14 protein-coding genes, 2 tRNA genes and 2 pseudogenes are annotated in these 15,614 nt (G+C 36.5%); 14 read left to right on the top strand and 4 right to left on the bottom strand.

Translation table 11 applies throughout. From position 1 onward, the window contains the following. Positions 1 to 5 precede the first annotated feature (5 nt). Positions 6 to 886: pseudogene (locus AAGD59_RS06110) on the bottom strand (IS110 family transposase). 829 nt (positions 887 to 1,715) lie between these two features. After that, positions 1,716 to 1,788: transfer RNA gene (locus tag AAGD59_RS06115), tRNA-Gly, on the bottom strand. A 173-nt stretch (positions 1,789 to 1,961) separates the two neighbouring features. Between AAGD59_RS06115 and AAGD59_RS06120 the strand changes: the two genes are divergently transcribed. The 10 genes and pseudogenes from AAGD59_RS06120 to radA all read left to right on the top strand — a co-directional run bounded on the left by AAGD59_RS06120 (position 1,962) and on the right by radA (position 10,284). Next, entirely contained in the window at positions 1,962 to 2,582 is a 621-nt protein-coding gene (locus AAGD59_RS06120; RefSeq protein WP_015589270.1) for a ribonuclease D, read from the top strand. A gap of 116 nt (positions 2,583 to 2,698) precedes the next feature. Continuing rightward, complete coding sequence (gene trxA / locus AAGD59_RS06125; protein WP_006279168.1) at positions 2,699 to 3,022, top strand: thioredoxin; 324 nt, start codon at positions 2,699 to 2,701, stop codon at positions 3,020 to 3,022. Between the two features lie 42 nt (positions 3,023 to 3,064). Beyond that, positions 3,065 to 3,141: transfer RNA gene (locus tag AAGD59_RS06130), tRNA-Ile, on the top strand. 70 nt (positions 3,142 to 3,211) lie between these two features. Continuing rightward, a complete protein-coding gene (locus AAGD59_RS06135; RefSeq protein ID WP_141457380.1) occupies positions 3,212 to 3,868 on the top strand; it encodes a CADD family putative folate metabolism protein in 657 nt (218 codons plus the stop codon). Between the two features lie 39 nt (positions 3,869 to 3,907). Continuing rightward, positions 3,908 to 4,294 (top strand): dihydroneopterin aldolase, encoded by a 387-nt coding sequence (locus AAGD59_RS06140; RefSeq protein WP_007548841.1) that lies wholly within the window; start codon positions 3,908 to 3,910, stop codon positions 4,292 to 4,294. Further along, positions 4,291 to 5,571, top strand: coding sequence for a dihydropteroate synthase (gene folP, locus AAGD59_RS06145; protein WP_141457249.1), 1,281 nt, complete (start codon positions 4,291 to 4,293; stop codon positions 5,569 to 5,571). The genes AAGD59_RS06140 and folP overlap by 4 nt, the downstream gene beginning before the upstream one ends. Then, positions 5,568 to 6,047 (top strand): dihydrofolate reductase, encoded by a 480-nt coding sequence (locus AAGD59_RS06150; RefSeq protein ID WP_015589265.1) that lies wholly within the window; start codon positions 5,568 to 5,570, stop codon positions 6,045 to 6,047. The genes folP and AAGD59_RS06150 overlap by 4 nt, the downstream gene beginning before the upstream one ends. 1 nt (position 6,048) lies before the next feature. After that, complete coding sequence (locus tag AAGD59_RS06155) at positions 6,049 to 6,786, top strand: putative folate metabolism gamma-glutamate ligase (protein ID WP_015589264.1); 738 nt, start codon at positions 6,049 to 6,051, stop codon at positions 6,784 to 6,786. A 116-nt stretch (positions 6,787 to 6,902) separates the two neighbouring features. Next, positions 6,903 to 7,891: pseudogene (locus AAGD59_RS06160) on the top strand (IS630 family transposase). A gap of 1,049 nt (positions 7,892 to 8,940) precedes the next feature. Further along, entirely contained in the window at positions 8,941 to 10,284 is a 1,344-nt protein-coding gene (gene radA, locus AAGD59_RS06165) for a DNA repair protein RadA (protein WP_141457221.1), read from the top strand. On the opposite strand, the gene ftsY is transcribed toward radA, so the two are convergent. Further along, complete coding sequence (gene ftsY / locus AAGD59_RS06170) at positions 10,271 to 11,182, bottom strand: signal recognition particle-docking protein FtsY (RefSeq protein ID WP_015589234.1); 912 nt, start codon at positions 11,180 to 11,182, stop codon at positions 10,271 to 10,273. The two genes, radA and ftsY, sit on opposite strands and share 14 nt — an antisense overlap. Before the next feature lie 203 nt (positions 11,183 to 11,385). Between ftsY and iscU the strand changes: the two genes are divergently transcribed. From iscU to hscA, 4 genes are read left to right on the top strand one after another with little or no spacing between them, the layout of a single operon-like run. Further along, positions 11,386 to 11,769 carry a Fe-S cluster assembly scaffold IscU gene (gene iscU / locus AAGD59_RS06175; protein ID WP_007548853.1) on the top strand — a complete coding sequence of 128 codons (384 nt, stop codon included), beginning with the start codon at positions 11,386 to 11,388 and terminating at the stop codon, positions 11,767 to 11,769. Between the two features lie 5 nt (positions 11,770 to 11,774). After that, positions 11,775 to 12,188 (top strand): HesB/IscA family protein, encoded by a 414-nt coding sequence (locus AAGD59_RS06180; protein ID WP_015589236.1) that lies wholly within the window; start codon positions 11,775 to 11,777, stop codon positions 12,186 to 12,188. Beyond that, positions 12,181 to 12,639: an iron-sulfur cluster co-chaperone HscB C-terminal domain-containing protein gene (locus AAGD59_RS06185; protein WP_015589237.1), complete on the top strand. Its 459-nt coding sequence runs from the start codon at positions 12,181 to 12,183 to the stop codon at positions 12,637 to 12,639. Before AAGD59_RS06180 ends, AAGD59_RS06185 begins: the two co-directional genes overlap by 8 nt. Further along, complete coding sequence (gene hscA, locus AAGD59_RS06190) at positions 12,617 to 14,365, top strand: Fe-S protein assembly chaperone HscA (protein WP_141457223.1); 1,749 nt, start codon at positions 12,617 to 12,619, stop codon at positions 14,363 to 14,365. Before AAGD59_RS06185 ends, hscA begins: the two co-directional genes overlap by 23 nt. Before the next feature lie 7 nt (positions 14,366 to 14,372). On the opposite strand, the gene lepB is transcribed toward hscA, so the two are convergent. Next, positions 14,373 to 15,119, bottom strand: coding sequence for a signal peptidase I (gene lepB / locus AAGD59_RS06195; RefSeq protein ID WP_010962911.1), 747 nt, complete (start codon positions 15,117 to 15,119; stop codon positions 14,373 to 14,375). Positions 15,120 to 15,614: the final 495 nt, after the last annotated feature.

Below are 15,614 nucleotides of genomic sequence, written 5' to 3' on the forward strand. Positions count from 1 at the left end.
TTTTTTTAATTCATATTAACTGCTTCTTTAAGCCTGGCATTAGCAATAACCATAATTTTACGCATTAGAGCTTACCATCTTCTTCTTACCACTTTCAATGAGCTTGGAATAAAATGCACCAAGTGCAGATTTGAGCAGCCATTGCAGCCGTTAGTACGAACATTGCTTCTACCGCCTGTTATTCTTCGATAACCAATAGCTTTTCCACTTTCTTTTGGATGCGCCAGCAAGACTTGCTACTTCTTTTCTGTTTAAGTAGCCAAGCTCTGGCATTAAACACAGAAAGTCTTGAGATAACTTTTCCAGGAACTGTTTTAAGGATTTTTTGACGTTGTTGTAACTCACGGCTTTCATCAATAATTTTTTGTATAGTATTATTGAGTTCATCTATTTGACTATTAAAGAATCCGATAGTTTTTTGACAACTTTCTTTTATATGGTCGTTTTCAGGTGCTTCCAGTCTACATTTTTCCTGAGTTCTCATTTGCGTAATGTCATCACGACGTTGACAAAGTGCAACCAAGGTTGATTGTTTTTCAGAAGTGGGGAGAGAGAGTTCCATGACGCATATTGAGCAAGAGCCCTTGCATCTGATTTATCGGACTTTGCTAAAGTTCCGTGTGACAAGATGAAGCTTTTTACTTTACGGGTATTAGCTCGATGTACAGCGATATTCTTGTCAATAAGAAAATGCGATAAACCAATTTCCTGTATTTTCTAAAGTTACTAAAGAATTAGGTAAGATATCTGAAAACTTTTTAAACAATTGTTGCCAACCAGAAGCATTATTATCAAATTCGACAACACTCTTCTGTGTGTGAACCGCAATAACATTTTTAAATTTTCCGATGTCAATACCAATAAAATTTTGATAAGATGTAACCATATTAATAACCTCGATAGTTTATTGATTTAAGATTGTAAACGGGTGCATACATATGTCCCATGCAACTATTCAAACGTATCGAGGGATAGCCTTGATATAAACGGTTGTCAACGCCGCGTCGGTCGCACACGCCCGCTATTCCTATAGTGAGTAGTTCCCTCTTGTTTCTTTTATAACATATTTTTAACTTACAGCCGCCGCGGTATCTCTTAGCCGCTAACACGTAGCGGGATGACGAGCTTATCGTCACGCCGCCACGAACCGTCATACCGCGATTCATTCGCGGTATCTCGGCAATAGATCCCGCTAACACGTAGCGGGATGACGGTTGTCGTTTAGCCATAAATATTAAGAAATTTACCAAATAAAAAAAAAGGCAAAAGAAGCCCTGGGGTTATTATCTGCTTTAAAATATTGGCGTTTTTTATGTTTTAAACGCTTGACAAGCAAGATTTAGCTGCTTTTAATTGCAACTAACCTACGCTGCAAATGTTTAAGAAATTTACTAAGCAGAAAAAAAGACAAAGAATCCCCGAGTTAGCTAGTCTTTTACTATCTCTGTCGAGTATTGGCATTTTTTGATGTCTTGTAACGCTTTATAAGCGCGTTCAGCTTATTTAGATAAAAATCTAGATGTAGATGAAGTTTTGTAAAGACATACAGTATCTATATACTGCAAAAAATTGAACATAAGACGCCGATACATTAAGTAATCCTTACCTTTTAATCTGCAGATTGGCGAAAGCAAATACAATAGCTTCAGTTTCATGATAAGGGGGCTAGCGGAGTTTGTCAAGGGATTTTTGACGAAATGATTTTGAAAGTAAAGAGCGGGAGAAGGGGTTCGAACCCTCGACCTCAACCTTGGCAAGGTTGCGCTCTACCAACTGAGCTACTCCCGCAATTAAATTAACCTAAATTTACTTAATTATAGGCATATACAGCAATTTGTAAACCCCCGTGTACACGAAAAATGTGAGAGCCCATAAACTTGTGTGGTTCCTTCTATGATCTTTTCGTATACTTAAGGCTTATTTTTGATTATCATAAGTTTTTAATTATTCCACAAAGCTTTATGGGAATATTTTTATATAAAGACGACTTGCCAGCTAGTTCAATACCAGATGATGTAAGGTCTATAGCTGTTGATACCGAGGCAATGGGGCTACTTCATAGCAGAGATAGATTATGCCTTGTGCAGCTCTCTTTTAATGATGGCAACGCTCACTTAGTTCAACTCAAGAACGATTATACAGCGCCAAATTTGAGAAAAATATTAGAGGATAAAAATATAACTAAAATATTTCACTTCGCGCGATTTGATGTGAGCATAATACGTTATTACTTGGAAACTTGGGCACTTCCGTGCTATTGCACAAAAATAGCTTCACGTTTAGTTCGCACTTACACAGATAATCATAGCTTAAAAGAGTTGTGCTTAGAGCTGCTTGATACCAAACTAAATAAGCAGCAGCAATCTTCTGATTGGGGAAATGAAAATTTAACAGACAAACAAAAAAGTTATGCTGCATCTGATGTTTTGTATCTCCACAGGATAAAGGAAAAGCTAGACTTAATGCTGGAACGTGAAAATAGAAAAGAATTGGCCCAAAAGTGCTTTGAATTTCTTCCTACTCGTATTGAGTTAGACTTAATGGGTTGGGAAAACGTGGATATCTTTAACCACCAGATGTAATAGAAGTTTTTTGTTTGTGCAAAACACTTTAGGGCAATTTTTCAAGCTCTGCGGTAAGAATTTAGTTGATTAACTGCTAATAGATATGCTATATTTTACAAAAATTTAGGTATTTTATGAGTGATGATATTACATCGGTAAATGATCAAAATTTCAAATCTGAAGTCACTGACTATAAAGGGTTTGTTCTGATAGACTTTTGGGCAGAATGGTGTGGGCCATGTAAAAGTCTAATGCCACGTATCGAACAATTGGCTAAAGACAGAAAAGGCAAGATTAAGATCTGCAAATTCGACATAGATGAAGGGACTGAAGTGCCAAGTAAGTATGGAGTGCAATCTATACCCACTTTAATCATATTTCAAGATGGTAAGGAAATTGCACGCAAAATTGGTGCAACAAATGATTTGTCAAGTTGGGTTGATAGTGAAATAAGCTAATAGACAAATTTGCTTTTGTGTGTATTATAAATATTGATAAAAGGGATTGTAGCTCAGTCGGTTAGAGCAGTTCGCTCATAACGAATTGGCCGTAGGTTCGAGTCCTACCAATCCCACCATTGTTAGCATGATCGTAACAATGAGAAAGCTGTAGTATATGAACTATATGTTGATATAATGGAGGAAATAATGAAATTTACTAAGTCTCTAAATAACAAGTTAGATGAATTGCACTTACTAAATCATCCATTTTACCAGTCATGGAATACAGGAAGCTTAAGCTTGCAAGCTTTACAAACCTATGCTAAAGAATATTATCACCACGTTGCTGCGTTTCCTCGTTACATCAGTGGTATACATTTTTTGTGCCCAGATCTAAAAATGCGACAGGTTTTACTTGGTAATTTAATAGAAGAGGAACAAGGTGATGAAAATCATCCAGAATTATGGCAACGTTTTGCTGAAGGGCTTGGCGTTGCGCGATCTGATCTTCGTGAAAGTGCACAGATTAAAGAGACACAGGAGTTAGTTGATGGTTACTTTGATATTGTAAGATCAGGTTTTGCGGCAGGTCTTGGAGCCTTATACGCTTACGAACGTCAAACTCCAGAGGTTTCTAAGTCTAAAATTGAAGGTTTAAAAAAACACTATTCAATAAGTGATGAGTGTTCTCTTCAATTTTTTACGGTTCATATGGAAGCTGATGAGTGGCATTCTGAGGAGTGTGCAAATCTTATTGAAGATCTAGATGAAAAAGAGCAAGATAAAGTTATGCAGGGTGCTCAAAAGGGAGCAAAGCTCTTGTGGGGTTTTCTTGATGGGATGATAAATGCCAGTGTGTGTTAGTAGTTGTAAGTAGCTTAAACTCAGTGATGTTGGAATGCAATGTCTGCATGTAATCTTCTTATATCTGACTTACGGCTTTGGGTTCATTTAGGCTATAGTGCAGAAGAGAAGTATCATTCTCAATTAGTTAGTGTTAATATTGATTTTACCTTTAAATCCCCCCCTTTAGGACTTACAACTGACCGGCTTGAGGATACTATATGCTACTTGGAGGTAGTTCAGAGTATTCAATCTCTCGTTCAAAGCAAGCAATTCAACTTAATCGAGCATTTAACTCATGATATATACAGGACCATTAATAACCTTGTGATGCAAAAAAAGCTTATTATTTCTTCTATAGGCGTAACTATTCACAAAGTTGCACCACCTGTCCCCAGTGTGCATGGAGGTGTTTTCTTTACTTATCGTAATGCGTTGCAAGAATGATTTACATTTCTATTGGCTCAAATATGGGGAATCGCTTTTCCCATTTACAAAAGGCTGCTCAGTTACTGCAGGAACGCTATTTTAAAAATTTAAAATCTTCAATTATTCTGGAAACTAAGGCTATTTTACCAAATGATGCTCCACCTGGGTGGGACAGGCCATTTCTAAATATGGTTGTGTATGGAAGTTGTTCTTCTTCTCCTGAAGAGCTGTTAAAGGGCCTTAAACAAATTGAGTGTGACATTGGCCGCCCGCAGGTCTATGAAAAATGGGCACCTCGCGTTATTGATTTGGATATTTTGTTATGGGATAACCTGACACTTGATACATCCTACCTTAAGATTCCTCACCCAGAATTGATAAACAGACCATTTTTGCTTCACTTGATGGCAATGCTGAGTCCCATGGCAGTAGTTAACAAAACGTTTGGTACTATTAACCCTAACATTAAGGATTGCTTTTTAAGGAGTTTTACGCTTTCACCAGAGCTTGTAGGTATTGTTAATATTACTCCTGATTCATTTTCAGATGGTGGTCTTTATTATGATGCAGATCAAGCAACCAAGCAAGCACTGCAACTGGTATCAGACGGTGCAAGTATAGTTGATCTTGGTGCTCAATCAACAAGACCTGGCTCCTCAATACAAACTCCAAAAGCAGAATATGCACGCTTAAAACCAGTGCTTGATAATCTCAATCAGTATATGAAAGTTGGTGATATTAAAGTCAGCATTGATAGTTTCTGGCCAGACGTTATTTTAAATGTTTTGGAACACTACAACATTGCCTGGATAAACAATCAGAAGGGAGATCTAGATGATAATACCTTAAAAGCAGTTGCTAGTAATGGTTGCAGCATCGTTATTATGCATTCACTTTCAATACCACCACATAGAGACAACATTATTCCAGACGACACTGACCCAATTGATATCATAAATAATTGGGCAGAGAAGAGCATTAGCAGGTTACTTACCCTAGGTTTTGATCAAAGCTCGATAATTATTGATCCTGGTATTGGTTTTGGAAAATCTCTATATCAGAATATCTGGCTTTTATGCAATATAGAAGCATTGCAAAGTTTTGGCTGCAAAGTTCTGGTTGGCCATTCTAGAAAGTCATTTATTTCTTCTTTTTCTACAGAACCTGTCTTTAACCGAGATTTAGAAACAATTGCTTTATCATCTGCATTGCACAACAAGGTTGATTTCCTTCGAGTGCATAATGTGCGTGATCACATGCGATTCTTTGTAGCTCAAGCTGCTTTACAGGGATGATAGTTATCGGAATTATGGCTGTTGATCCCAAGGGGGTAATTGGAATAAATAATGGATTGCCCTGGCATTATCCAAGTGAGTTAGATCATTTTCGTCAGGTGACTGACAAACAAGTTATTGTTATGGGAAGAAAAACATTTGAAACTATGTCTCAAAACATATTAAAGGATCGTATCCCTGTTGTTTTTTCTCGTGACAAATTAAATTCTTGTTTTAACAGAGGAGTAAAATGCACTATTATTTCTTCTATGCAAGAGTTTTTGTCAATCCAAAGTAATTCTAAAGTCTTCATGATTGGTGGAGCACAAATAGCGCATCTTTTTTTGGAGTATGATCTAATCTCAGAATTTATCATAACAGAAATTCACAAACCCTATAAAGGTGATGTATATTTCAACTTAACACTTCTTGATGGATGGCATAAAACTATTCTCACCAAAACGAAAGATTATACTATATGTAGGCTAATACGTTAATATGCATGTTAAAGCAATTTATACCCACCGCATTGAATGTGGGGAAGTATTAGAGCAGGTTCTTGATCGCTATGTTTCAGAGTTGCTAGGAGAGGAAGTTGTTCTTGCTATCACATCAAAAATCATTTCTATTTGTCAAAAACAAGTGGTTTGCAAAACTGCTTGTTCTAAAGAAGAGCTAATCAAAAGAGAAGCTGATGCAATTGTTGATGTAGACCATAATTCTTACGGCATCTATTTAACAATCAAAGACAATATCTTAATTCCATCTGCTGGTATTGATGAATCAAATGGTAATGAAATGTATATTTTATACCCAAAGGATGTTCAGAAAACAGCTCTATCAATATGGAACTATCTCAAGACAAAACACTGCATAAAACATCTTGGTATTTTGATTACAGATAGTAACATAACACCTATGCGCCTTGGGGTTACGGGCGTTGCTCTTGGTTGGTGTGGATTTGAACCATTTTATTCCTATATAGGCAAGCCAGATCTTTATGATCAACCACTGCAAGTAACACAAGTCAATCTTCTTGATGCGCTGGCAACGTCTGCTGTTTTAGTTATGGGAGAAGGGGCGGAGCAAACACCAATGGCAATAATTAGTGGCGCACCAAAGATTCACTTTCTTACTCGTCTGCCAACTACAGAAGAAGAAAAAAGTGTGAAGATATCTATGGAAGAGGACCTTTACTCTCCTCTCCTCATGCGAGCCCGCTGGTTAAAGAGTTAAAGAGGAACTTAAAAATTTGCTATTAGACTTCTTATACCAATTCCTGCTACACAAGTAACGGATAGACAATAATAGAAAAAAAGCCATACTGAAGTAAGTAAAGTAGCGAGGTTTAAATGGCATTAAGATCAAAATTATTGGATGAAAAAGTGGTGGAATCAGCAAAAGAAATGCTGAAGAAAGTAAGAAATAACGCATATGTTGCAAAAAAACTAAATGCTGTAATTGCAGCAAAAAAGCACAGTATAACAGCCGTAGCAAAGATATGCTGCATTTCAAGAAAGGCACTTACTGCATGACCTAAAATTTGGCAGAGAAGAAAAATTATTTGCTCCGCCTCAACGCCGTAGAAAAACTATATTGAATCAAAGTCAACGTGAACAAGTTGAGGTGTGGATAGAGGAAAACCCCAATATTACTATAAAAGAAATGAAAATAAGAATTCAAGAAAAGTTTGGTTTGAATATCAGCAAATCTACAGTACACCGTAATATGCAAAGAATGAAATTCTCATATATCACACCAAGACCAGTGCATAACGGACAAGATAAAAGTAAACAAGAGGAATTTAAAAAAAAATCTTAATGAAACTATTGTCATGTATCCTGAAAAAGAGCTATTTTTCTTCGATGAATCGCGGTTTGGCACACATTCAAAGATTGGACACGGGTGGTTTAAAAAAGGCATTAGGACACAGGTTAAGGTAAAACTAGGTAGGCAAAATTTTTATCTCTATAGTGCAGTTAATCCCAGAAATGGAGAAAGTTCTAGCTCAAACGTCAATACTGATTGTATGAATATATTCCTTGAGCAGATGTCACAATATTTAGGAACAAGGGAGGCATTTCTTATCATGGATTGTGCTAGTTGGCATAAGTCAAAAAATTTAAAAGTACCTAAAAATATCGACATTATATACCTACCACCATACTCACCTGACCTCAATCCTGTTGAGAGGTTTTGGTTATATATAAAACAGAACATTTTGCGTAACAAAATCTACGACACAATTGCTTTGCTTGAGAGCGCTTTGTGCAAATTTATTACCTCTCTTTCTCACTCCACAATTAAAAAACTCTGCAATGCCGCTTATTTGATTCACTAGTAATGAGAATTGGTATTACATAACCATATAACATTGGGAATAGAAACAAAAAACTTGCTTGACACCCTTCGCCAGCCCCCTTATCATAAAACTGAAGCTATTGTATTTGCTTTCGCCGATCTGCAGATTAAAAGGTAAGGATTACTTAATGTATCGGCGTCTTATGTTCAATTTTTTGCAGTATATAGATACTGTATGTCTTTACAAAACTTCATCTACATCTAGATTTTTATCTAAATAAGCTGAACGCGCTTATAAAGCGTTACAAGACATCAAAAAATGCCAATACTCGACAGAGATAGTAAAAGACTAGCTAACTCGGGGATTCTTTGTCTTTTTTTCTGCTTAGTAAATTTCTTAAACATTTGCAGCGTAAGTTAGTTGCAATTAAAAGCGGCTGAATCTCGCTTGTCAAGCGTTTAAAACATAAAAAACGCCAATATTTTAAAGCGGATAATAACCCCAGGGTTTCTTTTGCCTTTTTTTTCATTTGGTAAATTTCTTAATGTTTATGGCTAAACGACAACCGTCATCCCGCTACGTGTTAGCGGCTAAGAGATACCGCGGCGGTATGACGGTTTGCGGCGGCATGACCTCGTCATTCCCCTACGTGTTAGCGGGATCTAGAGATACCGTGACGGTATGACGGTTCGCGCGGTGGCATGACCTCGTCATCCCGCTACGTGTTAGCGGGATCTAGAGATACCGCGGCGGTATGACGGTGTAGATGATGGTTAAGTATCCCGCTACGTGTTAGCGGGATCTAGAGATACCGTGACGGTATGACGGTTCGCGCGGTGGCATGACCTCGTCATCCCGCTACGTGTTAGCGGGATCTATGCTTTGAGATACCGCGAATGAATCGCGGTATGACGGTTCGCGGCGGCGTGACGATAAGCTCGTCATCCCGCTACTTGTTAGCGGGATCTAGAGATACCGCGAATGAATCGCGGTATGACATAGGGAACCCTTTCTTGGGTTAGCTATAGATTTACTTCGCATATTCAGCTAATTTTTATTACAATTACAACAAAATAATTTTGGCTTTGATGAAAACTGTATATGTATGTCAATCCTGTGGTCACAGCACTGGTAGGTGGGTAGGGAAGTGCATCGCATGTGACAATTGGGATACAATTGTTGAGGAAATAGCAGTAAAAACGGGCAAAAGAAGTATATCTGCACCAATTTTAATAAAGACGTTATCGGGTAGCGAAATTATCACTCCAAGTCGTTTTTTAACAGGAATAGAAGAATTAGATAGAGTTTTTGGTGGGGGTATCGTTCAAGGTGCTAGCATTTTAATTGGTGGCGAACCTGGTATTGGAAAATCCACCCTTTTGCTTAGAATTGCAGCTAATGTTGTGCAACTTTCCTCTTTTGAATGTCTTTATGTATCCGGCGAGGAGTCTTTAGAGCAGGTGAGTCTCAGAGCAAAGCGTCTTAAGATAAATGAACCTAAAATTAAGCTTTTATCTACAGTGTCTTTAACTGATGTAGTAGCAACAATAAAGGAAAACAAAAGTATTAAATTCTTAGTAATTGACTCTATACAAACAATGTATGATAGCAGAATTACATCGGCACCAGGAACTGTAACTCAGGTTCGTACTTGCGCACATGAATTAACTATTCTTGCGAAACAATATGGTGTTTCTCTTTTAATAGTTGGTCATATAACTAAGGATGGACAAATAGCTGGACCCAAAACTCTGGAGCATATGGTGGATACGGTATTATATTTTGAAGGTGAAAATAGCAATCAATATCGCATTTTGCGTACTATTAAAAATAGATTTGGCCCTGCAAATGAAATTGGTGTTTTTGAGATGTCTGAAGCAGGACTTGTGCCTGTTGATAATCCATCATCATTGTTTCTGATGGCCCATGACAGAGAAGTAGTTGGCAGCGCCGTATTTGCAGGAATTGAAGGTTCAAGACCAATTTTAATGGAAGTGCAAGCATTAATAGCAGGGACTAATATGGCAACCCCAAGAAGGGCAGTAGTTGGGTGGGATATTAATCGATTGGCTATGATCATTGCGGTGCTAAATGCTCGTTGCAAAATGTTTTTGCATGATAAAGAGGTATACCTAAACATTGCAGGGGGACTCAAAATACAGGAACCATCGGCTGATCTTGCTGTTGCTGCTTCCCTTATTTCAAGTGTAGTAAATTTACCGCTGCCAACTTCTTCAATAATCTGCGGTGAAGTTGCACTTTCAGGAGAAATTAGGAATGTCTCGCATGCTGATCTCAGACTAAAAGAAGCACAAAAGTTAGGATTCAAAAAAGCAATTATGCCTAAAAATGGCAATTATTCTTCTCATGATATTGAGATAATTAAGCTTGGTCATGTAAGGGAATTAAGAGAAGTCTTTAATTACAATTAAATAATGCTTCAGCAAATTCTTTACTAGTAAACTCCCTTAAGTCCTCTATATTTTCGCCAATTCCTATAGCATGTAACTTTACCTTATAAGCTTCTGCAAGTCCAATTACTACTCCGCCCTTAGCGGTGCCATCTAGCTTTGTTACGATTAGCCCGGTAACATGGACCATCTTACTAAATGCCTCTAATTGGCTATAAGCATTTTGGCCGGTAGTTGCGTCAAGAACTAAAATAACGTCATGAGGGGCAGTATCATCCAATTTCTTTATCGTTCTATATATTTTTGATAACTCCTCCATAAGGTTCACATTATTTTGCAGCCTTCCTGCTGTGTCAATTAGAACAACATCAACGTTATCTTTTATAGCTTGACTTACAGCTCTATATGCCACACTTGCAGAGTCGCTACCGTACTCTCCAGTAACAATCAAGCAATCAGAACGTTCTGCCCAAATGTTTAACTGCTCACTAGCAGCAGCTCTAAATGTGTCACACGCAACAAGCATAACGGATTTTCCCATCTCCTTATATTTATATGCAAGCTTACCTATAGTCGTGGTTTTACCATTACCGTTTACTCCGCATACCATTATTATATGTGGTTTTTTATTTAAAATTAACGGCTGTACAACTGGGCTCAATATAGCTTCTATTTCGTTCATTAACTGCTGCGAGATAATATTATGTTCAACTTCCTTGTCAAACTTGATGCTTGTGAGCCTATCGATAATCAACTTAGAAGTTTTATGACCAATGTCCATGCTAATTAGCAATTCCTCTAATTCATCTAAAAGCGACTGATCTAATTTTTTTTTGCCAGAAAAAATACTTTTCACCCCGTCGCTAAAGCGAGAAGAAGTTTTTAACAAGCCTTTATAAAGGTTACTAAACAAACTCAAGGGAATACTCCTTTTTAAATTATAAACTTAATGACAACATAGAGACGCTGATTGTAAAGAAATACACGTATTATGTGTATTTGTAAAGTTAAACAGTCGTTTTACGGGAATTTTGAAAGTAAAAATCACGTAAAACGATTGTTTTCCTTTAGTTTTTAACCTAAATATGTTATAATGTAAAATAGCAGTTTATAGGTAATTTTATGAGTTATAATGAGAAAATTTTAGATCATTATGAAAATCCAAGGAATGTTGGCTCTCTGGATAAAAATGATCCAAATGTTGGTACTGGTTTAGTTGGTGCACCATCGTGCGGTGATGTAATGAAATTGCAGATAAAGGTCAATGACAAAGGTGTTATTGAAGATGCAAAATTTAAAACTTTTGGTTGTGGTTCTGCCATTGCTTCAAGTTCCTTGTTAACAGAGATGATAAAGGGAAGAACCATCAGTGACGTTACACAGATAAAGAATACTCAAATAGTGGAAGAGTTGTCTTTACCTCCAGTGAAGATACACTGTTCGGTACTTGCTGAAGATGCTATAAAGGCTGCTATTCATGATTATCAAAGTAAGCAAAAGAATTAAGAAGCATGAGTGAATATCAAGAAGTAGGCGGAGGTGAAACTGTAAAAAAGAATAGAAAACTTATCACTATAACTGCGGAAGCAGTAGAAAGGATAAGGTATTTATTGGACCAAAAGAAGCATACTAACCTTGAGAAACCGGAAGAAGCAATAGGAATAAGAGTGCTAATTAAGCAAAAAGGATGTTCTGGTTTAAAATATGATATTGAATATGCGTATGATACTCGTCCTTTAGAGTCGATAATTGAGGAAAACTGCAGTGATGACCAAAAAGTTAAAGTGTTGATCGATCCAAAATCCGTCATGTTTATTCTTGGCTCTGAAATGGATTATGTAGAAGAAAAATTTTCATCGGGTTTTGTTTTCAAAAATCCTAATGAGAAAGGAAAATGTGGTTGTGGAGAGAGTTTTCATGTCTAGCAGCTATTTTACATTGTTTGAAATTGAACCAACTTTCAATATCAGCTTTGATGAGTTAGAGAAAAAATATATTGAGCTAAGCAAAACTGATATAAATGAAAGACAGTCCCAAAACATGGAAAATATTAACAGAGCTTATCAGATACTAAAGTCACCGCTAAAACGTGCCGAGCATTTGCTAGATTTTTTTGATGTGAAAAGCCAAAAGGACCACTTAAATTCTGAAATATTAAGTGAATCAATGGAAATAAGAGAATATTTGCTGGACTGCGATGATTTACAATTTGCAAGCAGGATGATTGATGAAAAAATAAAAGATTGCGTTAAAAACCTAATTAACACTTTTGCTATAAAGAATTTTGATGGAGCTGCTACACAAGTCTTAAGATTGAAATATTTATATAAGTCATTTGAGGAGGTGAAAAAGAATGCAACCAATTCAAATTTCTGAACCAAATTCAAGTGAAGTAATTTTTGGTATAGATCTTGGTACTACCAATTCTTTGATTGCTATGGTAAATAAAGCTGGTAACGTGGAGATATTTGAAGATGAACAAGGAAGAGAACTGCTGCCTTCTGCTCTTTCATATGAAAATAATACATTAAAAACTGGCTACGATGTCGGTCAAAATGCAATCTACTCAATAAAGCGTTTAATGGGTAAAAGTGTTGAAGAATTAAATAAAGAAGGCGTCAATTTTGAAATAGATCATGAAAGCGAAAAAGTTATTAGAATAAAATGCGCAGAGGAAAAGTATCTTACTCCTGTTGAGATTTCTGCTGAGATATTAAAAGCTTTATGTGAGAGGGTAAAAAAGTCTAAGGGACTGGAAGTAAAAAAAGCAGTGATTACTGTGCCAGCTTACTTTGACGATTCAGCACGTAACGCAACTAAATATGCGGCAAAATTAGCTGGAATAGAAGTTCTTCGCCTCGTTAACGAGCCAACCGCTGCAGCGCTTTCTTACTCCATTGAAAAGAACAATAGCAGTGGAATATATGCAGTGTATGACCTTGGTGGCGGAACGTTCGATATTTCGATATTGAAATTGCATCAAGGAGTGTTTCAAGTTCTTGCAGTTGGTGGTGACACCAAACTCGGCGGTGATGATTTTGATCATTTGCTGAGTTCAATTGTGATTGATAAGTATAGAGAAAAGACGGCCAAGCAACTAAATTCCTTACTTATCGAATCACGCTCTGTGAAGGAATATCTGAGCAAAAACACCTCAGGCATTTTTGAATTCAGCATTAACGGCAAGCCATTTGAATGTGAAATTACCAGAGAAGAATTCGAGCAGGCAATCAGTTCTTTGGTCAATAAGACTATCAATATAGTCACTCGTACTATAAGCGACATAGATCTTAAAATTGATAATATAAAAGGAGTAATTTTAGTTGGTGGTGCAACTAGAACACCATTGGTTCAAAATTCACTAGTCAAACTCTTTGGAAATAAAGTGCTGAATGACGTGGATCCAGATAAAGCAGTTGCCATTGGGGCAGCTCTGCAAGCTCATGATTTAACTTCGAGCTCAAAAGATAGGAATATTCTCCTGGATGTTCTACCTTTATCACTTGGCATAGAAACTATGGGAGGCATAGTTGAAAAAATCATACCAAGAAATACGCCACTACCAGTTTCAGAAACAAAAGAGTTTACAACTTATTTTGATGGGCAAACAGCAATGAAAATTCACGTTTGTCAGGGAGAACGTGAAATGATAGAGGATAACAAATCTCTAGCGCAGTTTGAACTAAAAGGTATACCGCCACTACCTGCAGGTTCTGCAAGAGTTGAAATAGAATTTACAGTTAACGTTGACGGAATCTTGACTGTTACTGCAAGAGAAAAAACTACTGGAATCGAGCAGACAGTTGAAGTAAATTCAAGTTTTGGCTTGAGTGAAGCTGATGTTCAAAATATGGTTAACCAGTCAATAAACAGCTTTGATGAAGATATGAAGGCTCGTTCCCTTGCAGGCGCTAAAATTAATGGAAATAAACTCATACACTTGGTTGAAAACAATAATAACCTTTCCACTGATCAAAAGTTGAAAAACCTATTACAAAATGCAAAAAACGCTTTACAAGGCAATGACTTGAATGAAATTAACAACACTATCGCCGAGTTAGAAAATTCTTCTTTAGAGTTGTGTGAATTAACAAATAGGTAGAAAAAGCTTACACAACCTTGTGCAATACCCTATTTAATCTCAAAGCAACAGGTAACCTGAAATTAAATGGTAACCAATCGACCTTCCCCAGTTTAAACGATAAACCAACTATACTTACACGCCCAATGATATTTTCCATTGGTACAAAACCAACTTCAGGAAACCTGCTATCCAAAGAATTATTTCTATTGTCTCCCATAACGAAAAATTGATCGTTAGGTACATAATAAACCGGAGTGTTATATGATAGCTTATTAGAAATGTCATCTACCAAAATCTCATGTTCCTTGCCACTTAAAAGCGTTTCTATATATCTTGGTATGTTACGATTTGACTCATAATCAAAAAAACTTTCAATTTGCCTTCGCTCTACTTTCTGATCATTTAGGTATAATTCTCCCTCTATCATTTGCACTTTGTCACCTGGTGTTCCTATTACTCGCTTAACAAACCTGATGCTGTCATTTCTTGTGGGTTTGAAAACTACTATGTCGCCACGCTTTGGAGGGGTATAAAAAATCCTGCCGCTAAAAATGTTTGGAGAAAATGGAAATGAGTGTTTACTGTAACCGTATGAATATTTACTAGTAAAAATGTAATCCCCTTCAAGTAGGGTGCTTTTCATTGAACCAGAAGGTATATGAAATGGCTCGAATAAAAAACTACGTATTGACAGCGCAATCAACAGTAAAAAAAACAATGAAGATAAAAATCTTCCCGTTCTTATCACCCAGTTTTTGCTTAGTTCTTCCAACTTTGTTTTTCTTATAGATTAAGCTTATTATAATACATAAATTAAAAAATGGTAATATGAAATTTTACTTGTGAATGTTATTCCTCTATTCAAAACGATTTTGAAAAGGCGGTTCATTTCTTTCAACGGTGTCATCCAAGTAGCGTGACACATAACTGTACGAACATTGCAATTTGCAGGTGGCAGATGAAAGTAGCTGATGCACATCTGTACGAACATTTGCTTTTGTTAAGGTAATATGGTGTTATGAAAGTAGCTGACACTGGAATGGCTTTGTTGCATCGCTACTTATGAAAGGCTAACTATAGTTAGGATTATAAGCAACTTATTGAAAATCTTGTTTTTTTGCAATCAATCTGATCAAATTTAAGAATAGTAATTTGTTATTTATATTAATAAATTTAATTCTATTGAAAATAGCTAAAGCATTGAAATTCTTGAATTTTAGCCGGATTGGTAAATGGTAGTGAAATTTCTTTTACTCAAATTTAGGTA

The sequence above is a fragment of the Wolbachia endosymbiont (group A) of Cephus spinipes genome (assembly GCF_964026895.1).
Taxonomy (GTDB): Bacteria; Pseudomonadota; Alphaproteobacteria; order Rickettsiales; family Anaplasmataceae; genus Wolbachia; species Wolbachia pipientis.